14 protein-coding genes and 1 riboswitch are annotated in these 19892 nt (G+C 36.8%); of the genes, 8 read left to right on the forward strand and 6 right to left on the reverse strand.

All coding sequences use genetic code 11. The annotated features are described in order from the left end of the window. Positions 1 to 301 precede the first annotated feature (301 nt). Positions 302 to 1702, reverse strand: coding sequence for an alanine/glycine:cation symporter family protein (locus tag C0W29_RS13330; protein ID WP_045042721.1), 1401 nt, complete (start codon positions 1700 to 1702; stop codon positions 302 to 304). A gap of 80 nt (positions 1703 to 1782) precedes the next feature. Continuing rightward, positions 1783 to 1880, reverse strand: a riboswitch (glycine riboswitch). 353 nt (positions 1881 to 2233) lie between these two features. Continuing rightward, a complete protein-coding gene (locus C0W29_RS13335) occupies positions 2234 to 3562 on the reverse strand; it encodes a glycoside hydrolase family 18 protein (protein WP_045044417.1) in 1329 nt (442 codons plus the stop codon). A gap of 363 nt (positions 3563 to 3925) precedes the next feature. Between C0W29_RS13335 and C0W29_RS13340 the strand changes: the two genes are divergently transcribed. The 6 genes from C0W29_RS13340 (at position 3926) to C0W29_RS13365 (ending at position 12456) form a co-directional block, all read left to right on the forward strand. Continuing rightward, the gene (locus C0W29_RS13340; protein ID WP_045042723.1) at positions 3926 to 4630 is read left to right on the forward strand and encodes a helix-turn-helix domain-containing protein; all 705 of its coding nucleotides are present in this window, start codon (positions 3926 to 3928) and stop codon (positions 4628 to 4630) included. Between the two features lie 74 nt (positions 4631 to 4704). Next, positions 4705 to 5736 carry a DnaJ domain-containing protein gene (locus C0W29_RS13345; protein ID WP_052671552.1) on the forward strand — a complete coding sequence of 344 codons (1032 nt, stop codon included), beginning with the start codon at positions 4705 to 4707 and terminating at the stop codon, positions 5734 to 5736. A gap of 63 nt (positions 5737 to 5799) precedes the next feature. After that, the gene (locus C0W29_RS13350) at positions 5800 to 6402 is read left to right on the forward strand and encodes an HAD family hydrolase (protein ID WP_045044418.1); all 603 of its coding nucleotides are present in this window, start codon (positions 5800 to 5802) and stop codon (positions 6400 to 6402) included. Positions 6403 to 6466: 64 nt separating this feature from the next. Further along, the gene (locus C0W29_RS13355; RefSeq protein WP_045044419.1) at positions 6467 to 6916 is read left to right on the forward strand and encodes a hypothetical protein; all 450 of its coding nucleotides are present in this window, start codon (positions 6467 to 6469) and stop codon (positions 6914 to 6916) included. Between the two features lie 92 nt (positions 6917 to 7008). Next, positions 7009 to 7743, forward strand: a complete 735-nt coding sequence (locus C0W29_RS13360; RefSeq protein ID WP_146145230.1) for a hypothetical protein — start codon at positions 7009 to 7011, stop codon at positions 7741 to 7743. 183 nt (positions 7744 to 7926) lie between these two features. Then, the gene (locus C0W29_RS13365) at positions 7927 to 12456 is read left to right on the forward strand and encodes an SslE/AcfD family lipoprotein zinc metalloprotease (RefSeq protein ID WP_412973449.1); all 4530 of its coding nucleotides are present in this window, start codon (positions 7927 to 7929) and stop codon (positions 12454 to 12456) included. 84 nt (positions 12457 to 12540) lie between these two features. On the opposite strand, the gene C0W29_RS13370 is transcribed toward C0W29_RS13365, so the two are convergent. Next, the gene (locus tag C0W29_RS13370; protein WP_045042726.1) at positions 12541 to 14475 is read right to left on the reverse strand and encodes an FUSC family protein; all 1935 of its coding nucleotides are present in this window, start codon (positions 14473 to 14475) and stop codon (positions 12541 to 12543) included. Between the two features lie 188 nt (positions 14476 to 14663). Beyond that, positions 14664 to 15026 carry a hypothetical protein gene (locus C0W29_RS13375; RefSeq protein WP_045042727.1) on the reverse strand — a complete coding sequence of 121 codons (363 nt, stop codon included), beginning with the start codon at positions 15024 to 15026 and terminating at the stop codon, positions 14664 to 14666. A 292-nt stretch (positions 15027 to 15318) separates the two neighbouring features. On the opposite strand from C0W29_RS13375, the gene C0W29_RS13380 reads away from it, so the two are divergent. Beyond that, positions 15319 to 15600, forward strand: a complete 282-nt coding sequence (locus C0W29_RS13380; protein WP_045042728.1) for a hypothetical protein — start codon at positions 15319 to 15321, stop codon at positions 15598 to 15600. Positions 15601 to 15904: 304 nt separating this feature from the next. On the opposite strand, the gene C0W29_RS13385 is transcribed toward C0W29_RS13380, so the two are convergent. Together C0W29_RS13385 and C0W29_RS13390 are read right to left on the reverse strand one after the other, a co-directional pair. Beyond that, complete coding sequence (locus C0W29_RS13385) at positions 15905 to 17407, reverse strand: alanine/glycine:cation symporter family protein (protein WP_036795057.1); 1503 nt, start codon at positions 17405 to 17407, stop codon at positions 15905 to 15907. Positions 17408 to 17973: 566 nt separating this feature from the next. Further along, positions 17974 to 18981 carry a ribonuclease T2 gene (locus tag C0W29_RS13390; protein ID WP_045044420.1) on the reverse strand — a complete coding sequence of 336 codons (1008 nt, stop codon included), beginning with the start codon at positions 18979 to 18981 and terminating at the stop codon, positions 17974 to 17976. Between the two features lie 460 nt (positions 18982 to 19441). Here C0W29_RS13390 and C0W29_RS13395 point away from each other — a divergent pair, with 460 nt between their 5' ends. After that, positions 19442 to 19756 carry a hypothetical protein gene (locus C0W29_RS13395; RefSeq protein WP_036795054.1) on the forward strand — a complete coding sequence of 105 codons (315 nt, stop codon included), beginning with the start codon at positions 19442 to 19444 and terminating at the stop codon, positions 19754 to 19756. Positions 19757 to 19892: the final 136 nt, after the last annotated feature.

The raw sequence follows: 19892 nt of genomic DNA on the forward strand, positions 1-19892 counted from the left end.
AAGAGCAGGAAGAGCAGGAAGAGCAGGAAGAGCAGGAAGAGCAGGAAGAGCAGGAAGAGCAGGAAGAGCAGGAAGAGCAGGAAGAGCAGGAAGAGCAGGAAGAGCAGGAAGAGCAGGAAGAGCAGGAGAGCATCACAATACGGGCAAGGCACGCAAGATAAGATAGATAAGAATATGGACATTGAAGCTTGTTAGCATAAACGTTTAAGTACGTAAGAGGATTGGTAATGAACCCGTTGCTACAAAAAAGCCCCAGTATCACTTTGAAGTGATGAACTGAGGCTTTTTTATTGGATGCTAATTACTGAACAGAGATTGGGTTACTATTTTCACGCTGTAATTTAAGGCTCGCAAAGTATTGCTGAGTTTCAGCAATTACAACATGACGCAGCATGACTAAACCAATGAGGTTTGGAATTGCCATTAAACCATTAACGATATCAGCAATGACCCAAATCATATCCAATTGCATGAATGCACCGCCAGCGATGAGCACTAAAAATACTAGCTTATAAGGCATTATTGCTTTTACGCCGAATAAGTAAGTAATGCAGCGTTCACCGTAGTAGTTCCAACCCAAAATAGTGGTAAAGGCAAAAAACATTAAGCCGATTGAGACCATTAATGGGCCGTAATATTCAGAATGCAAACCAGTAGCAAAAGCATGTGTTGTCATTGTTGCACCGGCAAAATCACCTGTCCATGCCCCTGTAACCACGAGGGTTAAACCGGTCATTGTACAAATAATAATGGTATCAAAGAATGTTCCTGTCATTGATACTAAGCCTTGGCGCACGCATGAATTAGTTTGTGCCGCTGCTGCAGCAATAGGAGCACTTCCTAATCCTGACTCATTTGAAAATACACCGCGAGCAATACCAGATTGAATAGCCAACATCATTCCAGCACCTACGAAACCACCTGTAGCGGCGTGGCCGGTAAAGGCTGATTGAATAACTGTTTCAATTGCAGCTGGTAGCGCGTGAAAATTCGTACCTAAAACAATTAGGCAAGCAATGATGTAGAAGCCAGCCATAAGAGGTACAACAGTACTCGCCACTTTTGAAATTGATTGAATACCTCCTAAAGTCACTGTTGCGACTAATAGGGTTAATATAACAACGGTAATTTCTTTTGGCACACTAAATGAAATTTGCGCGGCTTCTACAATTGCATTTGCTTGTGGGAATGTACCAATACCAAAACAAGCAACACCGACGGCAAAAATGGCAAATAGTTTAGCGAGCCATTTGCTACCAACGCCTTTTTCAAGGTAGTACATTGGACCACCAAGGATTTGGCCATTAGCATCGATTTCACGATATTTGACAGCTAATAAACATTCAGCATATTTGGTTGCCATGCCAAATAAAGCAGCGAGCCACATCCAAAATAGAGCGCCCGGACCACCGAGTTTGATTGCAGTTGCAACACCAACAATATTACCTGTACCTATTGTTGCAGATAAAGCGGTACATAATGCAGCAAAGCTTGATACATCACCTTCGCCACGGCTATCTGGATCTTTTTTGCCACCAAAAACATATTGCAATGCTAGTGGTAGGTAACGGATCTGGATAAAACCAAGTCGAACTGTAAGGTATAAACCGGTACCTACTAATAAAATTAATAGAGGAGGTCCCCAAACGAAGCTATCTAATGTGCGTAGAAAATTAAAAATTGTGTCATGTAGTGGATTCATTATTCCTCCTTCAACGTACAAAGGAAGAGATATAGAACAACAGGTAAATGTTAGTTACAGAATGGCTTCTGGTTGCTGCTCTTATCTCCTCTGTCCTTTTGCCTGAGAGTTTCACCGTAATATGCTACGGTTTGCTCCTTCGGCGCTCGATTTAACGAGTCTCTCCAGAGGCTCCTCCAATAACAGTCCATACCTATTGCATTACTGCAACCTGGTGCCTGAAAGATTTACGAATTAAAACATGATGGGATCATATCGCTTTTCGCTTACTTCTTCGGCGGGCCGACGTTTTATACCATTATGGTATTCGTCATTGGCCGCTCTCCTGCTATCTTCATCGGAACTCATTTCGCCCGCAATGTTAGGGGATAAAAATGTGATTGTCAGCAAAAAATTAAAAAAAAAAGCGCTTGCTGAATAAAATAAGCGTCAGTTGATAACAAATGGAATATTCCGTATAAAAATAAACCAGCTAAGACGATGGTAGTTATTGTGGCATTATTCCTACTGATGATAATTTATACGCGAGAGTTAAGGGTTTAAGGTGCTATCAAGTACTGAAATTAATTCATTATTAGCGTCAGAGGTGATCTCCCACCCAAATACCCCACCAAGTCCATGTTTTTTCGCATACTCGGCTTTAGCTTTTAGTGAACGTTTATCTTCAAAACTAATATATTCTCTATTTTTCTGATTATAAAGTACTGCGGCCTCGGCATGCTCATCATAATAATAACGGTAACCTAATTTAGGGTTTTTAAGAAAATATTTACTGATATCGCTGTAATTAAAATATCCAGGATCTTTAATATCAGATCCTTTATTTGAACCACCGTTACTACTAAGACCTTCGAACTTATTGAGTGGTATTAAATCAACACCTTGCCATCCTCGGCCATAAAAAGGGCTACCTATAATGATTTTTTGTTTTGCGACTTGTTTATTGATAAGCGTTTTTACTAGGTTATCTACAGAAGTATTATTTGGGGTGTTTGGTGTACTGTATAAGTTGCTATGATGACCAACCACGTTATTCCAGTTGCCTAAAAAATCAAAGCTCATTAAATAAAGTTGATCTAGATTTTTAGCTACATGAGGCCAATTAATACCTGGTAAGGTTTTCGTATCGGCATTGATGGCTGCCGAAAGTTGATAATGGCGGTTATTCTTATTACCGAGATAGTCTAATTTATGACGTAATTCTTCAATTAAAAGGCTATAAGCTTCTCGTTCTTGAATTACTTGGTCGTGCCCTTTGCCTGATAAACCATGTCCTCCTGGGTATTCCCAATCTATTTGAATACCATCAAAAAAATCATATTTAGTCATTAGTCCTACTGCTGTATCAATAAATGTTTGACGATAGATAGGGTTGGTAGCAACAGTATGAAAAGGTTCAGAGAGGGTCCATCCACCAAAGCTGGGTAGAATACTTAAATGAGGGTTTTTTTCAGATAATGCTTTTAATTGACCAAAATTTCCTTTGTAACTAACGTTAGATGCAGTTTCTCCAGTAAGTTTTATCTGTAATGCAGCATATTCATCGAGAATAATAGCGGTTCCAATCGGTTTATCTGCGCATTGGGTTTTGATTATTTTTTTGATGTTATCTGGCGATGAATTAACAGGGCCGCACACTGCTAGAAAAGCATAGATTAAATGAGTTAATTTTTCGGCAGGGATCATGCTTGCAGAGTATGGATTGTTAGGCGTGTAAACTTTCCAATCTGGGTAGTAAGCAGCAACAACATAAGGTCGATCATGCTCAGTAGCATAACTAAGGTTTATTTGAGATAAAAAACCATAGGTTAAAAGAGAGTATGCTGAGAGTGTACGAGCTATAGCAGAAAGAGAGATCATTTATTTCTTAATTAAACTTACAAAATTATTTGTATTATTAACCATATAGATAAAAATCATACATAGACTTGTTGTTATATTTTGATGTGAATCACAAAACTAATGCCAAGATCTAACATTAATTTTCTCAAGTATTTGGATGAAATATTGAGTTGATTATGCTGATAGTTGTATTTTTCATTAGCACATATTGATGTGAAAAGGCGATGGAATCTAATATTTAGAACAACAAATAAAGCCATTCTAAATTATTTTATTAATAGCATGTAATTATCTTCTTATTTAAAGGTATAAATGAGTTTTTTATATTTAAGACGCAATATTGGATAGCTAAGTGCGTTAGTTGTGATGTTAGGAGGTCATGTGATTTGGGTTAATTGCTGCTATAAAGAGAAATATACCAGTGTTAAGAATAATCTTGTGAAATATCATAATGTGTTGGAAGTATCACCTTATGAACTATTATTAACAATGACTGGGTATGAATTGATTTTCATTGAAATTGAAAACTCACAATCTAATGGCTTTAAATTATTACGTATTATCAAGCAACGTTATCCTACTGTAAAAATTGTTATTGTGTATCATGAGTTAGACTCTGAATTAGCGATTGTTGCATTGCGTGCTGGTGCAGAAGATATTTTGGTCGCTAGTGCGAATAGACAAAAACTTGATAGTTGTTTAAGCCGTTTACATACGCATAAAGAAGATATAGTTATTGATGATGATATATCGCAGCGTGAACGTTCAATATTACCGGCATTATCTATTATCGATAACGATATTAGTGCACCATTGCGAGAAGAGGAGCTTGCTAAAGCCTGTGATTTTTCAGCAACATATTTTTCCCGTTTATTTCACACCACGATGGGAGTGACACTGAAACAATATATTATTCAAAAGCGGTTAGATTTAGCTTGTGGATTACTAAGTGCAGATCATGAAAAAATAGCATCGGTTGCTACTTCAGCAGGATTTAAAGATGTCTCTTACTTTTCGCGCGTATTTAAAAAACATATCGGATGTTCACCGGGGAAATTTCGCTCAAATAATTATAAAGGATCATAGTAATTGGATGATCATTTACAGGTTATAGAGGAGTTGTTTATAATTATCGTCTCTTTCTTTTGATGACTTGATTAATGACAACATTTCATGAATTACTTGGTACTGATGATCGCTGCTCAAAAGCAGAAATAAAGAAAAAATATCGACAATTATCAGTTAAGTTACATCCAGATAAAGGTGGTTCTCAAGCATTAATGCAAATGTTGAGCATGGCTTACCAACAAGTAAGTAAAGGAAACGGCAATAAAAAATGTTCAGATATAATGATTGTAAATGATAATGACAGAGAGGAGGGTCGACAACAAGTCGCTGATTTAAATAAAAAAATATCATTATTAATTAAAGAAAAAAACCAGTTGCAAGCGTTGATTGAGCGTTATCAACAACAGGCGAGTGATGCGTATAATGCTGGTGAAAATCAGGCACAACAGACATTAGTTTTATTGCAAACCACTAATAAGCGTCTTAATGAACAACTTCTATTGTTACGTCGCCAAATCGAAGAGAATGAAATTAATCCGTCTTCATCTAACAAGAGATTAAACAAACAATTTGCTGTGATGATATTTTCAGTGTTAATCATTGTTGTTATTTTTTTGGGATGGTTTATTTGGCATTATCAATCTCAATATATACAGCCTCAACCTTTAGATTTGAGACCTACTCCGGTTACCGTTCAAGTAAAAAATGTAATAGCAACACAGGCAACAACGACGGAAAATATTGATGTCATAAGCGGTGCTGATAAAATAATGATGACAGATACGGTGGGGTTATGGCAACAGCGTTATTATGAAGGTACTCGTCAACCTTATATTGCGGTTCGTAGTCTTAATGGATCTTATATAGTTAAAGATTGTCAGGGAACATTTAGTTATTATTCTAATCGTTCTCATAATATGGCACGAGTACCTGCAAATTTAATTTTTAGCGCTAATGACCGCCAATTTTCAGTGTATCGAATACCTTATGGTAATGGGTCGAGTGATCAACAATGGTTAAATAGTCAGAGTCTAAGTATTAATAATAATATTTTTAGTAATAATGGTTATAAATCAAGTTCATTAGCGTTAGCAGCAGTGTGTAATAATACCGTACCATTTTAGTTACTGTGGTTATTTTAAACCTCTAGTACTATAACTAATAGCAATTATATAAAGGAATATTAAATGGATTTATCGTCGTACCAAGGGATTATTTTTGATATGGATGGCACTTTGGTTGATTCAATGCCTGCTCATATTAATGCATGGCAACAAACATGTGCTGATTTTGAGTTACCGTTTGAGCGTGATTGGTTTTACGCAATGGGTGGTTCGCCAACCATTAATACTGCAGTAGCGCTATTAAAAAAATACGACATTGATGCAGATCCACAATTATTGGTTACAAGTAAACTGCGTTATTTTGATGAAATAAAACATAAGGGCGATATTATTCCAGCTACGTTTTCGTTATTACAGCAGCAAAAGGCGCTGCATAAACCGATTGCTATTGGTACTGGATGTTATCGACATCATGCTTTAGAAATACTTTCTACTTCAGGTATTTTACCGTTGGTAGATGTTGTCGTAACGGCTAATGATGTCCAGCGACACAAACCCTTCCCCGATACATTTTTAGAAGCGGCAAGGTTATTGGGCGTACCAGTCTCACATTGTGTGGTGTTTGAAGATACTGAATTAGGTTGCCAAGCAGCACATGCCGCGAGTATGGATTGTTACCTTGTTCGTGATGGGATTATTAGTGAGTTTAGAGCCTTTAAACGATAGGGTTTAGTCATTTAAATAAATACGCTATCCTTGTAGCGTTTTTTTACTTATTAGTGATGTCATTATGACTAACCATTCGTCACGTAAACAGCCTCAACATCAATTATCTGAAACACGTTTTTGGATTCAGCGTTTAAGCAAAACAGCTATTCGAGCAGCTCATATTTTAGGTGTTGCTATCTCCAGTGGTGGTTTTATTTTCCACCTTGATAAAGCGTTATGGCTTAATTGGTGGCTATTAGCGATGTTCAGTGGTGGATTGATGATGGCACAAGAAATTTATCGTTCAAAGTGGTGGTTAATTCAGCTTAAAGGCGTGCTGACATTTATCAAGTTAGGGCTATTAGCATCAATTATTCTGATCCCTCAACAACAGCCTAATATTTATATTATCGTCTTATTACTTTCTGTCTTTATTGCTCATGGCCCCGCGGCATTAAGACATTACTCGATTTGGCATCGATGTGTTATTGATGAGCCAAAAGGGATGAGAAAAAAGAGTTTGAATGGGTAATAAAAAACCGTTAGTTGACTTCGTCGCTAACGGTTTTTTATTACAACAGAAGCAGCAAAAAAGAATCACAGTTAGTACACTGAAGAGTATGAATGAAAAAAGGAGTCGGAATGATTAAATATGGGGCGTTATATTTATTATTTACGATCATTTTTGCTGGCACTGTCATGATAGCTGATCGAATTCATAAGAATCAATTGCTTAAAGAAACAAAAGATTCTGTTTATTTAGATACAGATAAAGAGCGTGCAACATTTGCAGCTGATATTGTACGTAAATATATTTTAAAACCTGATCAACTTTTTCCTGCCGATGAAAATGGGTTACCGCCGTACCGTTATGGGTATGCTGATTTAAATAATAATGGCAGTGATGAAGTGTTTATTATTATGCAAACAGATGAGTTTTGTACTAAAAATGGCTGTCAGGGGTACCTTTTTAGCCATACTCAGAAAGAATTAGCCAGTTGGAAAAGCATTTATCGACCTATTTTAATCGCTGATGAATCTCATAATGGTTGGCGTGATATTTTGATTGGCAATGATAATAAAATGCACCGTATTGAGTATATTGCAGGTGCTTATCAAACAGACTTAGCTAAAGCCCCTGAGTTTAATAATCGTCAACAAGCATTAATTGCTGTTGGATTAGCACTTGATAGTAAATATTATCGCAATGGTGGTAGTAATTTAGCCCTAAATTATTCTCAGCCTATATTTGACTGTCAGCAATGTTTTTTGTTTAGTTTTAATCGTTATGATGAATCAGATAATGACTTTTATTTATCCGTAAATACCAAAGATAAAACGGTAACGACTTACCCTTGAAAAAAGTGTATCTAATTGTTTCAACTTGTAAGATTTTAATTCATTGTTTTTCAAAGGCTTATGTTTTTTGTGCGTTATTTTAAGAATTATGTATTTTACAAAAAAATACGATTGCTTATAGCTATAGTTCAGTATATATATTCCCATAATAGATATAATAAAAATTAATTATGGAAGTTATTTGTGGCAAATAAAAAGTTGATTGTATTAGCAATATCATCTGCATTAATGATGGGCTGTAATGGTAGTAGTGATTCAAGTGAGCCTATTCAACCACCTCCAGTTGTTGATCCTGAGATAACACCGCCGATTGATCCTGAAACACCAGATATTTTACCACCTGTCGATCCTGTTATTCCATCTGCGACAGGTGTGTTCTCGCTTAATGGTGATATGAATTTTGGTGCGAGTGTTATTTGTAATGATTCTCCTGCGACAGAGTTTGTCATTAAGCATGGCGATACTATTGTATGTTCATTTGAGAATATCGAATTAGCGACTTTTACTGATGTTCAATTGCAAACAACTAAGTCTGGCTCTAAAGAAAAAATTAAATTATTAACACTTGCTGAATCAGATCGGTTTGTTGCTTTTGCTGATGATGAGCGTATTAGTGCAATTGCTAATACACAAGCATTATTAAATAAAATGACAGTCGAAAGTGGTAAGGTGATTGATTTTAAATTATCAGCTCTTGACCAATTACGGTTTGATAATTTCTATAATTCTGATGACATATTGCTACCTATTGCTGAATTTAATGCCTTGATTAGCGATAAATTAGAAGAAAGTACAGAAACTGATAGCAAACCATCAACCCATGAACCTGAATCACAACCCGTTGTTACACCAGGAGCGAGTAACGATTTAAACAGTGGTTTTGTAAGTGCGAGTGCTGAGCAAAATTTAGGCTATCAGCCAACGAAAGTAATCTTAACCAAAGGCTTTTTACGTGATTTAGATGGTCAGCCTATTGTTGGTGTTGATTATTACAGTCCATCAGGGCGTGGGCAAACTGATGCTGAAGGTAAATTTAGCTTTAGCTGGGGCGAAAGTGTTGCCTTTGGTATTGATACTTTTGAGCTAGGTGAACTTAAAGCCAATAAAACTCAATTTACGGTGACAGATTTAGCTGAAGGGCATGCTGGTCGTAATATTGCTCGTTTATTAAAACGTTATTCTGATGCTACTGATCATATTCAGATTTCCGATCGTGTACATAACGTGTTTGCTCAATATCCAAATGTGATTAATGAAGCGTTAAATATCGAGCTGTCTGAATCCGTACAATTAGATAATGGTACTGGTCAGGAAGAACTTGTTGCTGGTGAATTCGAGAAGCAATTTGAATCAGGCTTAGCACAACAAATTGATAGCGCAATTTGTGGTGACACTTGTAAATCAAACTTGTTGTTTTCACCATTGTCTTTTCCACGTACGGCAACAGTAACTGAGAAAAATATCCAAGCTGATATTAATAAGCTTTGGGGTGCAGGGGCAGATGCTGTTAAAGATGGTTGGATGCCCGTAGAGAAGTTTCATGTGTTCTCTGATCCCGGTGGTAACTATTATGGCAGTGCAGGTTTTGTTCGAGGGCAAGGTGCGATAAATATTTCTAATCGTGCTTTCCCTATTATGATGACACGAAATGATAATAATTTTTGGTTAGGTTTTAACGAAAAGAAAGCATGGGACGAAAGAGGCCTTGCTTATATTACAGAAGCGCCATCAATGGTAAAACCAGCTTTTGTTGGTGCAGACACTGCTACTTTTGGTTTACCTTTTATAAGTCTAGGTGAATTAGGTGCAGGCCAAGCAATGTTGCTCGGTAATGCTCGCTATACCAGTATTTTAGTTTGCCCACGTAATTATAGTTGGGAAGGCGGAGTAACATCTGAAGGTAAATGTATTGTTCCAGCAGGAAGAACAACTGATACGGCAGATATGGCAAATTTCTTTAAGAATACTTTTCGTTATTTGCTAGCTGATAAATATGATCTTAGTAGCTCTCCTATCACCGTGGGAACAAATATAACAAAGACATACTTTAGAAAGCACACCACGTGGCATGGTAATGAGGCGTTATTTAACATTGATCCACAATTTAATGTGGAAACTAAAATAGTTAATAGTTTTTCTGGCCTTACTCCAGAAGATATACCTCTATTGATTATTCGTACTCATGAATATCAAGATAAGCCAAATGATCATGATCCTATGCTTGCTGATCTATCAAGACCATTATTAACAGAGCAAGATGTTACGGATCTTATTCAATATATAGAAGTGGGCGGTAAAGTAATCATTGTTGAAAGTATAAATGGTAAACCAAATGATGATATTAGACGTTTATTTGATAGTGTCGGTATCGCTGTTAATGGAGAATCTGTAGTACAAAATGGTGGCCCGAGTTGGGGATACCCTGATCGTATTAGATCACAGCGAGAGCATGATTTTTGGGTTATTGAAAGATACGCGGCAGTAAAAGGCCAAGAGGGTATTAAGCTTCCTTATAATATTGATGAAACGACAGGTGAAGTTTCTTGGGATTATATTCTACAAGGAAAACCTGATGATAAACCTAAGTTAGAAGTTGCTCGTAAGTCATATTTTAATATGGTGACGGGCAAGCACGAATCACAGTTAGCTTTTATTGATACAGCAGGTAAATCAGCAGAACAAATATCAACAGAAAAAGCGGCATTATTAACTGTTTTTGACGGCTATAAAGAGTGTTCTGATGATAATTATCATTATGAAGTGAATTGTTTAGAGCGTAGACCAGGTAATGGTATTAAGTTAACGGGCACTATGTACCGTCCAATTTATTCTGAATTAGATCTTAATGAAGCTACAGCAAAAGCGATGGTGAAAGCAGCAGATCTTGGTACCAATATTGAGCGTTTATATCAGCATGAGTTGTATTTCCGCACTAAAGGTCATCAAGGTGAGCGTCTAAACAGTGTTGATCTCAATCGTATTTATCAAAATATGACGGTCTGGCTGTGGAATGATCTTGATTACCGTTATGAGTCCGGTGTTAATAACGATGAGCTAGGTTTTAAACGCTTTACTGAATTTCTAAATTGCTATGGTGATAAAGCCCCAAGTCAAACCGCATGTAGTACAGAGTTAGGTCAAAGCCTTGTTGACAACAACATGATCTATGGTGCAAATAGTGATGTTAATGCTGACTATCAAGGTTGGATGAATCCAAGCTATCCATTGAACTATATGGAAAAACCATTAACACGCTTAATGCTAGGCCGTTCATATTTTGATTTAGATATTAAAGCTGATATTCGTCAATATCCGGGTGAAGCTAAAGGTTCATCATCAGCGTCTGTGGATGTTGATTTATCTAATAATACTGTTGCATGGTATGCCGGTAACCGTCAGTCAACAGGGCAGTGGGCGGTCGCACATCAACCATTTACTATTTCTGTTACAGGAAACAGTAATCCAGTAACAATTACTGTGGCTTTAGCTGACGATCTGACTGGACGTGAAAAGCATGAGTTGGGTTTACAGCGCCCACCGCGTGTTTCTAAGTCATTCACATTGCCCGCTGGTGGCTCTGAACACTTTACAGCCCCGTATGGTGGTTTGATTTACATATCAGGTAATGAAACAGGGAATATCACCGTTAATCTGGATGGAACAGTCGCAGCGCCATGGTACAAAAATAATGCTTGGGTAAACCCTCAAAATTCAGTGGCTCCAATCGGTGAAATTGAATCTGATAGCTTTATTTATACTGCGGCAGCAAAAAATCTACAAGCGAGTAATTATGGTGGTAGTCCACAGCAATTTGCGCAAGAGTTGGATATTTTTGCTGAAGATCTAAATGATTTTTATGCGCGTGATGAAATTAATGGTGAAGGTACAGAGCGTCATAAAAAAGTAACAGATACGACACTGCCTAATAATAAGCATCATGTGGTTAATGATGTAGCCATCTCTATTGGTGCGGCTCATTCTGGTTATCCAGTAATGAATATTAGTTTTGAGACCAATAGTAGCGATATCAAGATGTCACCATTAAATAGCTGGTTGTTATGGCATGAAGTCGGTCATAACGCAGCTGAAGCACCATTTAGTGTTGAAGGTTCAACCGAGGTTACTAATAATATTCTGGCACTTTATATGCAGGATAAACATCTCGGTAAAATGGCGCGGGTTGAGCAAGATATTCGTATGGCACCTGCTTTTGTTAATTTAGAGTCACCATATGCTTGGGCGGCTGGTGGTAATGGTGAACGATTAGTGATGTTTGCTCAATTAAAAGAGTGGGCTGAAACAGAGTTTGATATTACGAAAGCAATTACAGGTAAGTTACCAAGTTATTACGTTACTGATGTTGATGGCATGAAGGGTTGGAATTTATTTAAATTAATGCATCGCTTAAAACGTGGTGGCTTAGAGGAAAATATGCAATTACCAACCCCAAATGCTTGTCAATCAACTCAAGGTTTGAGTAAAGGTGATCAACTAATGGTGTGTGCATCTTATGCGGCACAAACTGATTTAAGCGGTTTCTTTAGCGCTTGGTCACCAGGTTCAAAAGCTTATATGATCCCTGGTGTGACAAAACCTTCCTATGAAGGTGGTGTTACAGATGCAGGGCGTGCGGCAGTAAAAGCGCTTAAGCTTGATATGCCAAAGCGTGATCCATTACAAATTAATTCAGTAACAGTACGACAAGCGAATTAAGCAGTAGCATTGTTAAAAAATGAAGCCGCGAATCAACTAAGATTCGCGGCTTTTTGTTATTTAAAATACTAAACATCTATTTAGCTATACCACAAATGCTCGCTGATATAGCATCCACGCGGTAAGTTGCTGAATATCTTTTTCGATTAAAGCACATAACATATCTTCAGGAATGGGTGTCGATTCAGCATTAAATGGCGGCATAGCACCATGCTTACAACGGTCTGGAAATGTTTGCTTTATCCATTGTAATTGGCTGATCCAACGTGCAGTAGATTGTGGTTTATCTGACTGAATTCCTAATTTCGTTGCTAGTAATAAACTATCGTTTAAACGTTGTATTAAAACCAACAAACTTAACCAATCCTTTGATGTGCGAGGGCTTAGATTAGGCTCTTTCAGTAAATTCATTACTTCGCCGTTCAAGGAGTAATAACGTTGTTGGCTTTGGTATAAGTTGATTTTTTGTTCCCATTGCGGTTTATCTAATACAGCAACATATAAGATTTGAGATTTTATCATGCTAGAAGTATGACGATCTAACCAGGTCATGGTCCAACTTGGCGCAATAAAATAATTGACTGAAAATGCGATAGTTACCCCGAATAGTGTGTCGATAATTCGATAGAATGACACATACGTATTATCAGGAGAGAGCAAGCTAATCGCAAATACAATCATCGATGTTAACCAAAACACATGAATGTCATAACGTTCTTTATGATAAGAGGTAAATGCGAAAAAAACTGAAATACTGGTTAGTAGTATAAGGTGCTGTGGTGGCACGAAATATAAACAAACAAAACAGTAAATACCACCTAATGCAGTACCATAAAAACGGTTCCAAATACGATGGTTAGTCACCGCCATTGATGACGTCAATAAGACAATAAATGCCGTTAATGAGATCCAATATCCTTGAGGAAGGTGATAAAACTCAGTTAAAAATTGTGTGACCGCTAACGTAACAGCGATCTTACCTGCATGGCGCCATTCTTTAGAATTAAATTTAAGTGCCTGACAAAAATCACTAATGAAAGCACTACTGTCATTAGTGAATAAGTAAATATTTTTACTATAATCGGGTGCTGAAAAAGTATCGAAATTGTAGCATCGTTTAAATTTCTCTATTATATCAATAATATAAACTGTGTTTTTATATTCATTAGTCGCAAATGTAGCAGTGATTTGTTGGTTGTTTTTTAATTGTTCAACTGTTGTTTCTATCCATGTAAATAATCTAATTCGCGTTGTTTGGTGAAGGTCAAAGCTGAGTACACGTTCTAAACAAATAATATATTCAGACATTTCTAATAAACGCTGCAGTTCGATTTTTATTTGTAATGCACGTTTAGATGAGGACACAGAGTTACTGTAATAAGCCAAGTTATGGGCACTCTGGTAGAATAACTGTCGTTTTGCGGCTAGTTGTGTTTCATTTTCAGAAAAACGTAATTCATTTAACCAGTCAGCAAGGGCATTGTGCACCGTTACTGTATGCTGTTGCAGAATTCGACCATTAAAAAATGGCCACAAGATTAGCGACGACACCATAACGCATAATCCAGCAAAGATATTCGCCATCATAATAATGGTTAAACTATCACCTACAGAAGCAAAATGAATTGTCATAATGTAGATAAAGCCAAAGTTATAGCCAAATGAGCGAATATGGGGGCGTTGATTAGACATTAAGCCATAGAGAATGGCTATTGAGCATAATGTGATGGCACTTAGCCACATATTATCAAAGACAAAAAATGCTAAATAAGTTGCTACAACGGTAATCAGTGCTGAGATCGCCAGTATCTGTAATCGTTTTAAATAGGGAAGGTTCCGTGCTTGAACACCGAGTAACCATGCAGTGATTAAGCCTGATATTCCCGCGCTAGTAAAACCTAAACTATAAAATAATCCTAAGCTAATTAACATTGGAAAGGTTATACGAATAGAATCAGGAATATCTGCGGCGTTGGAAAACCAGCTGCTAAACGTAGTCGTTAACGTTGTTATTTTCATGATGGCGGCTTGTTAGTAGTGAAACATACAGATACGACAAAAGATAGTTAGGAACTAAAAGCTAAATGAGTCGTAGAAAAGTAATAAATATTGATAAGCGAGTAATGGATTATTGGTAATTTCATAGCAAAAAATTAATGAGAAGATAGAGACAGTGCATCATGTGAAGCACTGCTCGTTTCATGTATTTATGCTGATTGTAGTAACAATTGACCAAGATAATTCATCGCAAAAGCAGCATCCTGTGCTGCCGTATTTACTTTGGTGATGAGTTGTTGAGCTCGCTCATCATCTTTTAAACTGATTTTTATCTTATTAACCAGTTGCTCTGACATTTCTGTCTTTTTCTTACAGTCATTAAATAATGCTGAAATAACTGCAATGTCAATCTCGCCGCCCTTGTCGAATAAATCGGCAGCAATGTTATATACAGTATGAAATTGATTAGCCGTATCTTTCTTGCCTGCTTCAACTTCTTTAGCCCACTCCGTAGACCATGTTTTAAAAATAACGGCAATTTGAGGGTTAGGTTGCACTTTTATTGGTTGCATTATGTAGTCCTTGAAGTGGTTATAACTAGCATAGTAATGCAGCTTATAACGGGATTAAAGCGCAATTTTTAGAAAGTGATAGCATCGGGTGAATTTCATAATGATTGGATGTTTTTACCTCAGAAACTGGTGGTTAACCGTACAACATTGAGGTAAGTATCACATTATTTAGTTATATATTCCATTTTACAGCAAGATCTTTGCGAAATGACTTGCATGCGACACTGTAACGTTTTACGTTAAATACAGCCCTTGGCAGTAGTGATAGCCAATAGGTGCTAAGGAGAAACTCATGATTAGTGTGAACTTCGAATTGGCAAAACAAGCATATGCTAAAGTGCTTATGTATCCTTATGGTGGTGAGATTGAGCAGAATGAATATACTGCACTGCGTGTCTTCCGTTGGGACTTAGCGCGAGCTGGCAAGCCAATAGATAAAGCCTTTGATTTAAGATTGCAAGCGGGTGGTTATCGTAAAATAGCGACACAGCCTGCAAGGGCACATCGTCCACTTCCAGCGTGCGTTTTAGCACAAATGAGCGAAAGCTGGAAAAGCCAACATGGTTACCTATAATGTTTGAATGTCCCTAAGGCTAAAGAATTTATTTCTTTAGCCTTTTTATTATATCCTTATTTTAGCCTACATCACGCAACTGAGTTTTTGATTTGGTGCTGAGTTCTACTCGTAATTGCCGACAGTAAATGTTCGCTAAGAGGGAGGGTAGCTATGGATTCGGAGCGTTATTTTAATATTCAGCTCATTAAGTATCAGCGGTATATTGTTGTCTCTTCTCGGTGATATTGTTGTGTGAAAATAAAGATAAAAAAACCAGTCATTGCTGACTGGCTCTTTAAGTTATAAATAAGATTTGATTCTATTATTTATCAAACGTATTTCCATTCGCTTCGCGTGCTTCTGCGATGGTATCTGGGTGCCATGCACCTTCGATATCTTTTAGTTCTTTAAACTTAGAACGGTCAAATTCTGGTGTTTTACCTGCTTTAAGTTGTTCTTCATAATCTTTGATGACTTTAATTGCCAATCCAGAAAGGAAGATAAGCGCAACAATGTTTACTAGTGCCATTAAGCCCATAGAAACGTCTGCTAAGCTCCAAACGACAGGAAGAGAAGCGACTGCACCAAACATCACCATGCCTAAAACACAAAGGCGGAATATCAGTAGGCCTTTCTTAGTGTTGCCATTTAGGAACATGATGTTTGTTTCGGCATACGAGTAATTTGCAATAATTGATGAGAAACAAAATAACAAGATAGCAGAAGCAATGAAATAGGTCGTCCAATCGCCTAATTGGTTGCTTAATGCTTGTTGTAGTAAACCAATACCTGTTGCTGCATCTGGCGTGTTCATTACACCAGATAGCATGATCATTGCTGCTGATGCCGTACAAATAACGATAGTATCAACAAATACACCTAGCATTTGTACGAAACCTTGCGATGCTGGGTGGTTAGGATTAGGGGTTGCACTTGCAGCAACGTTAGCCGCTGAACCCATACCCGCTTCGTTTGAGAACAAACCACGAGCAATACCACTTTGCATTGCCTGTGAAGCAGTAAATGCAACACCACCGGCAACAGCTTCATGCCAACCAAATGCACTTTTAACAATAAGTGTCAGTACAGCGGGTAATTCAGTAATATTCATTGCCACAATAACTAGCGCGATAGCTAAATAACCAACGGCCATAATTGGAACAATTTTAGTTGAAGCATTGGCTACACGTTTTAAACCACCCATAATAAAGAATGCAGTAAATACTACGATTACAATACCTTGTGTAGTTTCATTCCAACCAAAAGAGTGGTGTAGTGCGTCTGTGATGGTATTTGCTTGAACGGCATTGAAGACAAAACCAAAAGCAATGATAAGACAAATTGAAAAAAGAGTACCCATCCAGCGTTTGCCAAGACCTTGCTCCATATAGTAAGCAGGGCCGCCACGGTATTGGCCGTCAACATCTTTTACTTTGTAGACTTGAGCCAAGGTTGATTCTATAAAAGCGGTCGCCATACCAAATAAAGCAATCAGCCACATCCAGAAAATAGCACCAGGACCACCGATAGTTAATGCAACCGCAACGCCGGCCATATTACCCGTACCAACACGTGCTGCCATTGATGTACAGAAAACTTGATAAGAACTGATACCATTTTCAATATCACGTCCACTTTTTAATACATGTATTGAGTGGCGGAATTGACGTATTTGAATAAAGCCAAGACGAACACTGAAGTAAATACCGACACCAACCAGTAAATAAACGAGAAGCTGGCCCCATAAAACGCCGTTTACTGAACCAATAATCGCCATTAAGGTGTCATTTATTGATCCTAGTATATTTCCATTCGTAGAAGTCATATTTTTTCCTGTTAATAAAACTATGTAGCCTCGTAAGGTTACTTAGTGAAGAGGAACATTCATCATGTGTGAGTGCTCTTGCTATCGGTTGCTATAATAGGTTTTTTATTGATAATAATTTGCAATATATCTAGTCATTAGTTATTACAATTATTAAACATGTAACCGATTTCATTGCCATGGAAGGCGATGCAAGGTAGCACAAAAAATCGAAAATCCAAGGGGACTTATATCACAAAAAAAGAATTATTACTATGTAACACGTTACATTATTAACAATGTGGTGTTAATTTACTCTTTATAATCAATTGGTTACAAAAAAAATGTGAATAGGGTTATAGTAACTATATTGTACGCCGTACATTATCGCATGATGAGATTTAATGGATAAAAAAAACGACATAGATATTATTGATTTCGAGGTTATTTATTATTTTTAGATGGAATGAGTTATTCGAATAGTCGCTATAAAGGCTGTTAGACGGTGAAAAGTTGAATTTAGGCAGATAGAGAGCAAATTAGATATTACTCTCTTATTTTAGAAATAAAGCTAAATATGAGAATGCTTACTTTCCAGCAGCTTCAATGTATATTTTCTTATGACAATTGCCATAAAAAGGACGTCCCTTAGGACCCGACTCAAGCAGCTCTTGAACAGTGTTGTTAACATTAAATGATTTGCCTATATTCAATCTAACTTCATTTAAATAACGACCTTGGCTGCACGCTAAGCTAATTCGATCAACAGCATCGGCTCCAAAATGCGAAATAAGGTTCTTTTTAAAACTCGCGGTTGAGACATTATTGCCTATATTAGCTTTTATAAATTGGCCGATTGCTGAAGCATCTACTTTTTCTACCAGTTTTGTTGCTGTTAAAAAATAGGCGTTATCATCGAGGTTTTGACAGGCACCGTGTTTTTTCCACTGATATTCACCAAATTTTGTTTGATAATAAAAATTTGGCATCCACGGTGCGATTTCTTTGACCGTCGAAGAAGAGAGGTCTAAGCGTGCGTAACGATCGCAATAGCCATATTTGGTACCGCAACTGGTTTTGTTTGGCCACAATCCATGCAGAGTTAAATTAGTAATGTTTAATTTACCGTCATTAATTGCCGTACATTCTGGTTTATTACCCTTGTACTTAAAGTGTTCGCAAAATCCAGGCTGCCAAGTTAAGGCTAATACATATGAATCAAAATCATTGCGAGTATCACAGCTTTTTGACGATGTGTTTAATGATGCTGATGAAGAGGGCTGAGTTATAGCTTCATTATTAAACTTTGCAGTACCACAAGATTTACTAACCCAACGCATAGCTGGGGATGCATTAGGGATAAGTATTTGTATCCAATCATATTCTTTTTTATTAATAGCTTTTATTGCATATTGTTTATTATTAATTAATTGGGTGTTATCAGGGTTGGTTTGTTTACGAAAGGATTGGTAGGCTTCACAATGGCCATTTGATGTAAAACTACCAGAAGATCGAATTGATGCATTTGCAGCCAGACTAGAAAAAGCAATGATACTACCGACAACTACGGTGACTAAAAGAGAATTAGAGCGCACAATTTGCCTATTACTGAAGGATAATTAATTGCTAACTATAGTAGATTATTACATTTTTATTAAGGGATATAATCCGATACATAGAATAATAGAATGTGATATTGAGCGAAAAATCGAGTCAAAAAAGGACATATTCTCAAATTTAAATGAATAAATTGACGATTTTTTTAAATTAGTGTTCACAATAAAGCTAACTCAGAGTAATATTCACAGAAGTAGCGTCCCCTGCTACACGAAAATGAAAAGATCAATTATAATAAAAGAGTCTTTAATGTGAACAGATCACTTAAAGAGTGTTGGTGAACAGATACCAATCTCATTTATTCATCTGAGGTTATTAATTTCATTTAGCTAAATATAGAACAATGTTAATTTATCTGATTAAGATTGATCATCTTATCAATGCATGCTTAACCATTACAGTGTTAAAGCAAATTTGTATTATTATCCGAGGTTATTAATGGACAGTTTCGCTGCTGCAGAAAAAGCGCTCAGTGCGATGTTAAAAAGTGTAGAAGCTACAGGTGAAGTAAAGGAAGCCCGCATTGACTATCGTCAAATTTTAATTGATTTTGCTGATGAAGTTCCAGGTCGCCAAAAAGCGGTAATCAAACGTATTCCTCTGCAAAAAATCAATAACCTAATTGCTGTATTACATGAGTTCAAACAAGAATCACGTCAATCTCGTATGATTGAGATTTTAGCGATGATGGAAAAAGACGGTGTCTCACCGCATGATCTCCTTATTGAAGAGTTATCTAACGAAGTTGAATAACTATATGAATCAATAACTAAACTGATTTAAATGTTTATTTATTAAAATATAACTATGCCTATGCTGCTGATATCTTAATACTATATTTATTGTGTAATATCGATTACAGCCTTCTTATTTTAATATAGTAAGTTGC

The organism is Photobacterium kishitanii, assembly GCF_003026355.1.
Classification (GTDB): domain Bacteria; phylum Pseudomonadota; class Gammaproteobacteria; order Enterobacterales; family Vibrionaceae; genus Photobacterium; species Photobacterium kishitanii.